At 54.5% G+C, this 11,595-nt stretch carries 9 protein-coding genes; all 9 read right to left on the bottom strand.

Annotated elements, in window-relative coordinates; all coding sequences use genetic code 11:
- Window positions 1–26: 26 nt before the first annotated feature.
- Window positions 27–2,159, bottom strand: coding sequence for a WxL domain-containing protein (locus tag RI501_RS02350; RefSeq protein ID WP_313820178.1), 2,133 nt, complete (start codon window positions 2,157–2,159; stop codon window positions 27–29).
- A 222-nt stretch (window positions 2,160–2,381) separates the two neighbouring features.
- On the bottom strand, window positions 2,382–4,124 hold the full coding sequence (locus RI501_RS02345) for a WxL domain-containing protein (protein WP_313820177.1): 1,743 nt from the start codon (window positions 4,122–4,124) through the stop codon (window positions 2,382–2,384).
- Window positions 4,125–4,178: 54 nt separating this feature from the next.
- Window positions 4,179–5,231, bottom strand: coding sequence for a DUF916 and DUF3324 domain-containing protein (locus RI501_RS02340; protein ID WP_313820176.1), 1,053 nt, complete (start codon window positions 5,229–5,231; stop codon window positions 4,179–4,181).
- Between the two features lie 258 nt (window positions 5,232–5,489).
- Window positions 5,490–6,110 (bottom strand): WxL domain-containing protein, encoded by a 621-nt coding sequence (locus tag RI501_RS02335; protein ID WP_313820175.1) that lies wholly within the window; start codon window positions 6,108–6,110, stop codon window positions 5,490–5,492.
- 207 nt (window positions 6,111–6,317) lie between these two features.
- A complete protein-coding gene (locus tag RI501_RS02330) occupies window positions 6,318–6,980 on the bottom strand; it encodes a hypothetical protein (RefSeq protein WP_313820174.1) in 663 nt (220 codons plus the stop codon).
- Window positions 6,981–6,983: 3 nt separating this feature from the next.
- The gene (locus tag RI501_RS02325; RefSeq protein ID WP_313820173.1) at window positions 6,984–8,354 is read right to left on the bottom strand and encodes an amino acid permease; all 1,371 of its coding nucleotides are present in this window, start codon (window positions 8,352–8,354) and stop codon (window positions 6,984–6,986) included.
- A 550-nt stretch (window positions 8,355–8,904) separates the two neighbouring features.
- Window positions 8,905–9,471: a GNAT family N-acetyltransferase gene (locus RI501_RS02320; RefSeq protein ID WP_313820172.1), complete on the bottom strand. Its 567-nt coding sequence runs from the start codon at window positions 9,469–9,471 to the stop codon at window positions 8,905–8,907.
- Window positions 9,472–9,489: 18 nt separating this feature from the next.
- Complete coding sequence (locus RI501_RS02315) at window positions 9,490–9,942, bottom strand: flavodoxin domain-containing protein (RefSeq protein ID WP_313820171.1); 453 nt, start codon at window positions 9,940–9,942, stop codon at window positions 9,490–9,492.
- Window positions 9,943–10,289: 347 nt separating this feature from the next.
- On the bottom strand, window positions 10,290–11,288 hold the full coding sequence (locus RI501_RS02310) for a tRNA dihydrouridine synthase (protein ID WP_313820170.1): 999 nt from the start codon (window positions 11,286–11,288) through the stop codon (window positions 10,290–10,292).
- Window positions 11,289–11,595: the final 307 nt, after the last annotated feature.

Genomic DNA, 11,595 nt, shown 5'->3' with positions numbered 1-11,595 from the left:
TATCGACGTTTAGCCACTCCTCCGCGTTAGCTGGGAGCGTTGGCCAACGTCCAGGTAATCGTGCCCTGATAGGTACCCGCGGTAGCCCCGCCGTCAACGTTCAGGAGTACCCCGCTACGGGCCCCCCAAGAGTTAGCGACGTTTACTTGGCCGTCGTCCACGCTATCATTCGTGGTGTGCGTCATGATTTGAACCGCTTGATCGGTCAGTGGTTGGGTTCCATAGCGTCCCACGTAGACCGGTCCCCCCGCTAAACGGTGACCCGTTTCATCGGTAAAGGCCGTACTCTGAGCGTTCAACGCCCAGTGTTGCCCGGTCCCCCGGGTGTCCTTAACGGCAATGGCCCAGTCATCGTTACGAGCCAGTAGCTGGTCATCACCCGTTAAGGTGCTGGTGACAAAGCTACTGGTCGCATCCACGTTGCCGAATGCCAAAGTGCCGACCACGGTAATTCGGACCGTCTTCACCAGTGACGTGTCCCCGTGCGGCGTAGCGGCGGTCAACCGCAACGTGTTGGTTCCCATCTGGAGTTGGTCGGCCGTTAGTGGCAGCGTAAAGGTCCCGTCGCTAGCAACCGCGGTATCCGGCAAGGCCTGGCCATTCAACGTGGCTTGGACGTTCACGCTAGGTTTCGTGGCGGCCGTGGTAATCACGTCGACTTTTCCGGTCACGGTCGTGTCTTCCTTGGTTTGGAGTGTCACGGGATTGGTCGAGGTGACCGTCAAATTCAAGTCCACGCTAGGATTAATCGCAAAGGCGGGCGTATCGGCGTTGGTCACCAACGCGTTAGACGAAAAGGTGTTGGGTTTTTCCCGGTTATACACCGTTTCGTTGACCTGGTTAGCCTGACCAATCAGCTTTACGGTCGCCGTATCGTTCTCCTGATCCAGTGACTGATCCAAGGTCATCGAAAGCTTAGAGTCCTTAATGTCGTCGAGGTTTAACGTTTGGGTTGGCCCCTTGGCGTAGTCGATTTCTGCCGATTGGTAGGTAATGCCCTCCGGTAGGTTCAACCGACTATTGATGTTGGACCACGCTTGCCGACCGCCGTTGTAGTGTAACTTATAATCCAGTTCGATCCGATCACCACTGATGACCTGGTCGTTTTGGGTAATCGCGTGATTGTGCGTCAAGTCTTGTAGGCTAGCTTCCGCAGTCCCGTCAACCAACCCCGGCGTGTTATCCAGCACGATCAGGTTGTTTTCGTAATCCTGTCCGGTCGTTCCGGTAAAGCCCCAGCGAGCGTGGCCCGTGTGATCGGGATCCACCTTATCGAGGTCGATGGGCACCGTCTGACTGGCCCCTTGCTGGGCGACGCCGGTCTTGGGATTACGGTCATTAAAGGTGTACGTCATGGTCTTGGCCGTGGCATCCCACTTCAGCGTCATGTGGTGCCACCGCCCGTTCGAGAGGAAGTTAGGTTGGTTATTATCCGCAATCACCCCGTTATGGTGCATGCTGTAATAATAATGGTCCTTGCCAAAGAGACCACCGGAAACCGTCCGTTTGTCGTAGGTATCCCCACTCCCCGGATAATTCGAGGCAATGTGTACGGCCGGTTCCCCGATATCAAATGCATTGGCGGTCCCCAAGGCGCTCTTGCCGGACAGCCCGTTATAGTGCGTGTCAAATTCCAACGCCCAACTGTTCTGAATCGCCGTTTTGGCAAATTCACTGACGTAAGCTTGGTCGGGATCCGTGTCAACGGCCCAGACCCCCAGCGTTTCACCGATCGGCCGGTCCGCATAGTCTGGCGTGGCGGCTAACCCCCGCGGATCATTTTGTAAGACGAAGGCCATTCCGTCACCGGCATCAATGCCTTGATTGCCAAAGTAAAACCAGAACCCAATGGATTGATTATGGGTAAGATCGATAGAGTTCTCGTCCGTCGACCAGGCCGTCCCGAACTGATAGGGCGCCGTATTGACCACGACGGCCTGGGTCCCCGGTGTATCCGGGTTAGTCGTATCCTCCACCGTCGCCTTACTCATCGGCGCAGTCCCCAAGGCAATGATCGAATTTGCCTTATTCAATGAAATTCCTTGCGGGGCCGTCGCTAGCGCCTGGTCAAAATCAGTATCGGCGTGCGCCTGCAGGCCGCCCGCTAGTCCGACCATACAGGCGACTAATACCCCAACGCAAAACCATCGTTTCAGCATCTCCAATTCCCCCTTCTGCTAGAACGGAAACATCCCGCAATTGGGTGGGCTGTCTCCCAAACCTCATGGCGTTGGCCTGAGTGCTACGAAACCAGCGCCAACCATTGACAGTGTAAATCAGTCACTAAGTTCGCTACCCTCTATAGTAGCGAACAATGGCCTTTAAATTGTACACAACGCAATTAAAAACTTAATTTTATGTCAATTTCGCGTGTAACCGTTTCATTCTGGCGCGTTGGTCAGCGTCCACGTCAACGTCCCATGGTAACGGCCAGCTGCCGTGCCTGGTTGCGCGTGTAATAGGACGCCCGTGTTAGCCGCCCAGTGCGCCATCACGTTGGTCTTACCGGCAGCCAGGGCATCGTTGGTGGTGTGCGTCATGATCGGCGTAGGCGTTCGGCCTAACGGCGTCATCGTGGTGCCGTTCACAAAGACCGGCGTCCCAGCCATTCGCCGCCCCGTGGCCGTATTGACGAACGTCCCGGCCTGAGCCAATAACGTCCACCGACTTCCGGTTCCCCGAGTATCCTGGACCTCAATCCGCCAGCCCGCTTGTCGGGGCACCAATTCACTTTTGGTCGGTAACTTCGTCGGCTGGAAGCCCGATGTCGTGGAAAGGGCCGCAAACGCCAACTGACCCGGAACCAGCTCAACCGTGACCCGTACGGGGGCCGTAAGCCGGTGAGTTCCGGCTTGGGCCCACAAGGTGACCCGGTTAGTCCCCGACTGCAGACGAGTCGTGGGTAGCGTCACGGTCACTGCCCCGTGCGCGTCCGGGCGCCCGGTGGCTACCAGACGTCCGTTAACTCGTGCGTGAACCGTGGTGGCTGCGGGGAATTGTCCCGTTAATTGGCTGGGTAGCGTCACCCGCTGAACGGCCGGTGTAATCTTCACCGGTTGGGACCCGCGCAACCGCAGCGTGGGTTGCGATGTATCGCGGTGCGCCAAGCCAGCTGGGCCGGCCACGGCCGCCCGCTTGGTCCCAGCCGCCTGCCGCGTCGTGGTCACTTGAGGCAACCGTGTCAACACAACCAGCGGGTTGGTCGTTGCGTGCGGTCCCGTGGTGGCCGTGATGCCCCACCGCGCATAACCAGTCTGACTAGGATCGACGCGCTTTAAGTTAACCGGAACCGTTCGCCGCTGACCAGTTTGTGGTGCGTCGGTGCGGGGATTGCGGTCACCAACCGAGGTAGTCATGGTGCGAGCCGCCGCATCCCACTGGAGGGTCACGTGTACCCACCGATTAGTGGTCAAATTCGGCGTCTGCAGTAGCCCCTGCCGCGCTAGGCGATAGGCGTATTGATTGGGCGTCAATAGTCCGCCCCAAGCCCCCGTAACCTTGTGCTGAACATAGGTCATCGGGGCTCCGGGATAGCCCGCCGCGACGTAGGGTCCCGTCGTTCCGACGTCAAATGAATTGGCCTGACCCGGTGCCTGCGCATTAGTCTGTGTGTGGGTCCCCGCGGATAATGCCAGGGCCCAACTGTTTTGAATCGCCGTTTGACTTACCGCCGTGGCCGATGCCTGGGTTGGCGTGGTATCAACCCCAAACACGCCTAACGTTTCCGCCACGGGCGTGGTGAATTGTGGCATGGCGTTGAGTAACCGCGGATCGTTTTGCAAGACGAAGGCTAAGCCCCCATCCGCCTGCGCTCCCAGGTAAACCCAGACCGCCAGGGTCTGATTACGACTCAGGCGAAACGCATGGTTGTTGGTGGACCACACGGCTCCAAATTGCTGCATTCCCCTGGTTAGCGCCACCACTTGGTCGTGACCCGTCGGCCCAATCTGAGCATGACTCAAGGCTTGTGGGGAAAGGACCAACGGCGCGTTACTTCCCGTTAACGTCACCCCGTTCGGTGCCGTAGCGAGGGCGCTGTCGTCACTGTCGGCGTGTGCAGTCACGCCACTAGCCACCCCCATGGCTATCAGGATTAAACCGACACTTAACCACCGTTTAAGCATATGACTGCCCCCCTTACATTCACGCGGCAACCACGCGAGTCGCCGTTGTTACGTTTACTTTTGTTGTGCTTGTAATTGTTGCTTGTTCTTGTGATTCTTGTAAATCAGATAACCGACCAAGGCTAAGAGCATGGCAATCACAATGGCTAACAAGATATATAACCAATAATTGGGTTTTGGTTGTTTAGCCAGGTTCGCCAAATGATTCAACTGCCGCTGGGTAACCGTAAAGTTCTTGGTAAAGTGCCAAGACCCCTTCGTGGCCTGCGCACTCAAATGCAGCGTGTACTTACCGGGCTTTAACGTGGTCGTCCCCCACGGAATCCGGTAATTAAAGTTACTATTGGGCGCCATCCCCATGCCCTTCTTGGTCTGATGGATCAAGACGGCCGTGGACCCTTGCTTGGTAATCGCCGCTTGGGTGTTCAGGCGTTCCATCACGGTTGGTTGGCTGTTTTGTAAGTTAGCCATGACCATATTTTGCCGATCGACCTGCCCGACACCCACGTGATGCAGCGCCATGACGGGCCGAATGGCCTTTAAACTTTCGCGCATTTCGATACTAATGGCGTAGGCGTAGAGGTTCTGTAGCGTAATCTTCCCCTTGCCGTACTTCTTGCCGGGTTTCGTCTGACTGACGTAGACCGCACCCAAAACGGTTCCGGTAAAGGGATCGGCGGGCGCTTCGTAGGTCAGACCAACCCGTTCCGTCCCGTTCGCCGGTAACGTGATCGTCCGTTGCGGCTCCTTGAAGATTTGTTTTAATTGGACCTTTAACGTGGGATCCGGCCTCAGGTTATACCGGTCATAGTCGATGACCCCGTCCGGATTGGTGTAGGCCTGATTGATCCCCAGCGTCAGCTTCTGCGGCTGAGCCTGCAAGTTATGAAGAATCACAACTAATCGCTGTTGCTCACCCGGCTGAACCTTCAGATTAAAATACCCGGATGTCGAATTAACCTGTCCTCGGGGCCGCACCATCTGAACCGTATAACCGGCCCCAGCGACCGCCGGATTAACCTTCGCGGCGTGTGCAATTGGGACACCCAGCAGACTCCCCAAGAGTAAGCCGACTAAAATGAAAACCCATTTCAAAAGCTTTCTCATGTGACTGTCTTCCTTTCAATGATCCCATCACTGACGGACTCCCGAATAAAAACGTTGCCGAATTGCCCACCGACTTGTCGACGGGTCCAGCGACCCCCGACAAATCGTGCCCAGACCCTCAAAGAGGGCTTCGTCACATCAGTTCATCATTAATGGGAATAATGATTTCTTGGTCCCAAAAGGCCGGTACCATGCGTCCATGGTACCGGCCTTTTGCATCGCCGGTTCATCTCATAACCTCGATGTCAGAACGCGATTTTATTGAACCGTGTCACCCAACGTCCAAGTCAACGTGGAAGTGTAGCTGCCTGGTTCTTGCCCAGCTGGTACGTTGAGTGTGACGTCACCAGGCGTATAGGTCGAATCCCAGACCCCTAAACCGCCATTAGCTGCGGTCGACAGAACCAATTGATCGGTCCCATCACCCGAAAGCTTAACTGAACTGGTCGTTGGCCCCTCAGAAGGGTTACCGTCGTTAGCAGCAGCGGCAAGTGGCGCATTCAGGTTCAAAACGGCACCGCCCAAGACGGTCCCATCACCAGCCGTTGCGGTTGTATCCGAATTCTTGAACTCGGTGTTGGCGACCTTAACGTTCCAGCCACTAGCCAAGCCAGGGTTAGAAACCTCGACTGGATTATCAACCGTGCTAGGATTGTAACTCCCATTGGTCTTGGTATCAGGAACCGTGGTTGCCGCGAAGGTAAAGTTTGGTGCTGAATCAAGATTCAAAGGTTCGTTAGTGGGGGTAAAGTCAGTGGCAGCATTCGTCGTGGCACTGGTAGTCCCGGCAGTTGCGGCAGAAGCAGGTACCGCAGCCCCTAAGCCTAACAGTAAAGCGGCGATGCCACTAAACAAAGAAACACGTAATGTGCGCTTCATAATCTCAACTCCTATATAAACTCTGAAGTTCAGACCTCGTGATTTGCGCGTTTGAACGTAAATGCTTAATCTGTCGTAAAGTATTCCAAATCATAACTTAAAACTAACTTGTTCCAAAAGTTTCTTCTGAACCGGTGATTCACTTTAGATAGTAGTCGGCCCAACAAAAAAAGACCAGCGATTAGCTGACCTTTCGTATCGAGGTGTTTAGTGATGAAAGTCGCTCACGGTTAACGTTCGTAAATCGTTGAGCCACTGATAAGTGTCACTGGATTTAGCGGCGGTATTTTGGAAGCCTAACGGGGTAAATAACGCCCCGACAGCCGCCCAATTCAACCGGTCGTTTTCTAACAGGCTATGAACCAATTGTTCTTGCTGAGTTGCCGTAATGGGTGTCGCGGTCACGGTCAATAAGTTGACCGCTAACTGTTGCGCGATCACCCGTTGAACGGCGGCTGGCTCCAGGAGATCGACGATCTGGCGCCGCGGGTTAATGGGGACCGCGGGGCCTTCACGACGAATGAACCGTTGCCACGCCCCGAACTGACCGGCGAGAACCGCGTAGAACTGCCACGGCACCTGGTTACCAATGCGGGCCAGCGTCGCGGTGGTCAAGTCACTGACCGACCACTGCAATTGCTGGGGTCCGGCGGCCTGAGCGGTGGCGAGCCACTCGCTGAAGAACCGCTGAACGGTCGCCGCCACGGTCGCCGGTAACTTGCGCCCCTGGGTCAATTGATAACGGCCCAACAGGAAGTCGGTCACCCGTTCCCAGGCAATCACGTCTCCCGCCTGCTGTTGCTTCCGTCGTTTGAACTGTCGGAGTTGCTTAACGCGACTAGACTTCGCAAATTTTCCTGGACGACTCACAACTTAGTCCTCCTCACTTCTCACGGCACGCGGCTGATACTTCTTGAAATAGATGATGGTCATCACAGCCAAGAAGATGACGCCCACGATGATGGAAATCCGCGTTTCGGGATTCATGAACATAAAGAATAACGTTACGGCTAGAAACGCCAACGTGATGTAATTTGACCACGGCGATAGCGGCATCTTAAACGGATGCTCCGCCATGTGCTGCTGATTTTGCTTGCGGAATTCAATTTGACTGACTAGAATCACGACCCACGGGACCATCCCCGGTAGGACACTAGAACTATAAACCATCACGAAGATCTGGCTGGCGTCCTTAAAGAACATTGGCAAGACCACGTTCAGGACAATCCCAATCGCAATCCCCAGAGAAATGGCGATCACGGAGTAAAACGGCACCCCGTGGCGGTTCAGCTTGGTCATTTTACGTGGTAATTGATGATTTTCGGCTAACGTGAAAGTCATTCGGCTGGCGCTGTAGATCCCGGAGTTCGATCCGGACAAGGCGGCAGTGATCACCACGAAGTTAATGATGGATGCCGCGGCGGTAATCCCAATTTTGGCGAAGGTCTGCACGAACGGTGAACCGATCTGATTCAATTGGTTCCACGGGTAGATGCTGACGATCACGAAGATCGCCCCCACGTAGAAGATCAAGATCCGCGCTACCGTGGATTGGATGGCAGCGACCAAGGTGTGTTGCGGGTTTTCTGCTTCCCCGGCCGTCACCCCAATCAATTCAATTCCCTGATAAGAAGCCAGCACGATGGCTAACGCATAGATGAAGCCCTTAGCACCCCCGGTGAAGAAGCCGCCATGCTGCCAAAGATTGGTAATGCCGACCGCTTGGCCACCATTACCAAACCCGAAGAGGATCACGCCCAACCCGGCGATGATCATCAACACGATGGTCACCACTTTAATCAGGGCGAACCAGAATTCCAGTTCCCCGAACATCTTAACGGAAATCAGGTTGGCGATACACAGGAAGGTGATGGCCACCAACCCGGGAATCCAGTCTGGCAGGTTCGGCCACCAGAAGCGGAAGTAGCCGCCCAACGCGATCATTTCACTCATCCCAACGACGATGAACTGAAACACGTTGCTCCAAGCGGTTAAGTATCCAAAAACGGGATGCATGTATTCAGAGGCAAACGTCGCAAACGACCCGGTTGTCGGGCGAACGTACAACATTTCCCCTAGAGCTCGCATGATTAAGTACAAAAATACGCCAGAAATAATGTACGCGATGAGAACGGAAGGTCCCGTCCACTTGATTGTGGAACCAGACCCCATAAATAATCCGACGCCAATGGTTCCGCCCAATGCAATCATCTGCATTTGGCGAGAGCTTAGTCTTCTCTGCAATCTAATTCCTTCTTTCTACTGACGCTTGTCAGCTATTCAATTGTCAATGGGAAGCGTGACGCTCGTTCGTCAATTCGGTAAAACTGGCGCGACACGCCGCCGATGGGTCGGGGCTCAAGGCCCCCACCGCCCAGCGAGCACGAGTGTCGTCATCCGACCACCCCCGCACCACGCGTAACGTCTTTTTGCCTCATCCAATTGGCGGTTGGACCAATCTGCTGCCAGGCTAGCGGTCCCTCTCGTTTAGTGACCGTTGAAATCCGCCGCGCACCAATTATGATAAAACAATAAGATTATGTCATAGGTTACCCGGTTATGCGCCTAAACGCAAGGGTTAATCACCCGTGACATAATCTATATTATGCCGCAAAGGTCGGTGGGGTTCAAACCCCACCGACCCAAAAACGGGCCGTCTCCCGCGATTTGGCGGTGACGACTCGTGCTCATTAAAAAATTTAAATGGGTTAAAAAAAGTGAGCTTTATTTTGAGAATTTGGTTAATTCTGGCCCAATGTCAGTTCCCTGGGAACCAACCATTGACCCTAGCTCCCTAAGCCACGTGCGGCGTTGGTACCGTACCGGAACCTTCTTGGTTGTTTTTAAGCAACTTTTCGTAAACGTAGCATTCGTCAGTCGGTTGGTAAACTCCCACGATCCGACCAACCTTCTGGAACCCAAACTTTTCGATCAGATGTTGCATCTTCGTGTTGTCCCGGTGCGTGTCAATCCGGATACTTTCGGCTTCTGGGTGATGTTCGGCAATGTACGTAAAGAGTTCCCGGAACAGCTTTGAGGCGTACCCCTTCCCTTGATGGTGCGAGAAGATGGCCACCCGGTGAACCGTGACGTACTTATCCGTATCCTTCAACCAGTCCCCAATGAGGGTGTCGTAAGAATCATCGGGGGCTTGGACCACCGCGGCCACCCCTAAGGTTTCGTGGTCGTCACTGTTAAAAATCGTTGCGCGTCCGAAGTCGATATCCGCTTGAATGGTGTCGCGGTTCGGATAATTATCTTGCCATTGATCAATCCCGGCATCGGCTAATTGTTGCTTGCCGTCTTCGATAATGTCACATACTAAGTCCAATTCGTCTGCTTTTGCTTTCCGTAAATACATGCTGACTTCACCTCATCTTTAATTTCCTAAGTCTAGAGTGGTTAATACTTGCGTGGCGAGTGCGTCTAATCGCTGACGGTCAGCCTCGTTGGGGTCCCCGTCAATCTTTAAGACCGGGGCTACGGCCACGCCATGTTGCGCGGTCAAACGCTGAGCCAGCCGGTCTACGGCCCGACCATAGTGCGCGTGTTGGGTCGAACTCGAGCCGCAAACCGCAAAGTGGGTCCCTTGCAGGTCGACCGCGGCTAAGTCGTCGTAAAAATCGAGCGCTTCGTCCGGCAACTCGCCATCGTGGTAAGTGTAACTGACCAAGATAACCGCATCCGCTTGGGGCACGGAAAAGGCGTCGGCCTGAGAAATCTCCGTAACCACGGTCTGGGCGTACGCCGCCAAGTGTGCTTGCAGGTGCATCGCAATGGCTTGGTTCCGGCCAGAGAGACTGGCAAAGATAATCTGAATCGTAGGCGTCATAAAGCTCCGTTCTCCTCAACATAAAGTGCGGTCCACCCAGTAACTGCGGGGCGACCGGCGAATTTCGATTCTGGGTCAGAAAAAAATACTTAGCTATCATACCTGAACTCAAATAATTTATCAATCCTATATTTTACAGCTTATTGATAAAAACCGCTTCCATGACGATAATCCCGGTTTATCACGGTTCGTTCAGTATTCAGTAACCGTGCAGGCGTGACCACAAACATTCCCGCCAATCTAATTTAACACTTTTGTCCCGGCGAGTTGTTAATTTTGCTTGTTACAAAAAATACACATGCTAACCACCCAAAAACGCCGATCGCAATGATCGACGTTCCGTCATGCTATTTAGTTAAGGGCGAATCCGCCAACAACTGGCGCACTTCGTCGGTATTGTGGGTTTCCATCATCGCATTCCGCAATTCTGCCGCGTGCGGTTGGTTGCGCACGTAGATCTTAAAGAAACGCTTGAGCGAAGCGAACCGCTGGGTTTCAAACCGCTCGGCAAAGTCGTCGTAGAGGTCCAATTGGTAGTTCAACAAGCTCAGCAGTTCCTTAACGCTATGCTCCTGGGGCGTATGTTCAAAGGCAAACGGGGTGGTAAAAATCCCGCGGCCAATCATGATGCCATCGACGCCGGGATGGGCGGCTGCTAAGGCGCACCCGTCCTGGTAGTTGTCGATGTCGCCGTTAAGCTGTAACAACGTATGCGGGGCCACTTCATCGCGGAGTTTCACGATGTCGTCGATCAGTTCGTAGTGGGCCCCAACCCGGCTCATTTCCTTCTTGGTCCGCAGGTGCACCGTCAACAACGGAATATCCTGTTCCAACAAGAACCGTAGCCAGTCCGGCCATTCGTCCAGCCGACTGTAGCCCAATCGCGTCTTGACACTAACCGGTAGTCCGGCCGTCTTGGTCGCCGCAATCACGGCCGCCGCGTCTTCGGGGTTGCGAATCAGGTCGCTGCCCCCGTGGTTTTTGATGACCGTGGAATCCGGGCACCCCATGTTCAGGTCGATGGCCTCATAGCCCCGGGTCTTCACGTCGGCCGCGGCCGCCTCAAAAGCTTCCGGCTGATTGCCCCAGAGTTGGACCACCGGCATGTGCGCCTCTTCCGGGGCCACGTAAAGCCGTCCCTGGACCGTGAATTTAGCCTTGGGATGGGTCACACTGATGGCGTTGGTAAATTCGGTAAAAAAGACATCGGGGGCAGCCGCTTTAGCGACGACCCGCCGAAAAATAGCGTTGGTAACGGCCTCCATGGGCGCCAACGAAAAGAACGGCCGGTTCTCCGCTTTAGCGTGTGCGGCAATGGTTTGCCAGTAGTTGGTTACATCAGACACGATAAAAATCTCCTTGTTCAATTATAAGATAGTCCGTGCCACGGTGCTGGCTACTGCGGCACAAGGGTTGTGTAGTCTAGAGGATTCAGCGCTTCCGGGCCAATCAGAAACGGGCGGAAACGGGTTGTGAGTGGGTACGGCTTCAAGCCCACAACCCGGGTCTTGAAGACCGACCTGTGTCTGAGATTCGAGCTGGCCCAAAACGCCAGCTAAGACAGGTTCATTTCCCTCCTGAGCCCATTTCTGACTGGCCCTTCAGCTTACATTGGTTGTAGAAGTAACTCAGATAGGCTCTTCCAATTTAGCA

Origin of the sequence: Levilactobacillus zymae (assembly GCF_032190635.1) — a bacterium.
In the GTDB taxonomy this organism is placed as follows: Bacteria; Bacillota; Bacilli; order Lactobacillales; family Lactobacillaceae; genus Levilactobacillus; species Levilactobacillus zymae_A.
Note: the sequence above shows the minus strand (reverse complement) of the source record. Positions and strands in the feature narration are given on the sequence as shown.

Bases quoted from the DNA above. Each gene is read 5' to 3' on its own strand.
- RI501_RS02315 (WP_313820171.1), bottom strand. From the start codon at position 9,942: ATGACGCCTACGATTCAGATTATCTTTGCCAGTCTCTCTGGCCGGAAC.
- RI501_RS02320 (WP_313820172.1), bottom strand. From the start codon at position 9,471: ATGTATTTACGGAAAGCAAAAGCAGACGAATTGGACTTAGTATGTGAC.
- RI501_RS02350 (WP_313820178.1), bottom strand. From the start codon at position 2,159: ATGCTGAAACGATGGTTTTGCGTTGGGGTATTAGTCGCCTGTATGGTC.
- RI501_RS02335 (WP_313820175.1), bottom strand. From the start codon at position 6,110: ATGAAGCGCACATTACGTGTTTCTTTGTTTAGTGGCATCGCCGCTTTA.
- RI501_RS02345 (WP_313820177.1), bottom strand. From the start codon at position 4,124: ATGCTTAAACGGTGGTTAAGTGTCGGTTTAATCCTGATAGCCATGGGG.
- RI501_RS02340 (WP_313820176.1), bottom strand. From the start codon at position 5,231: ATGAGAAAGCTTTTGAAATGGGTTTTCATTTTAGTCGGCTTACTCTTG.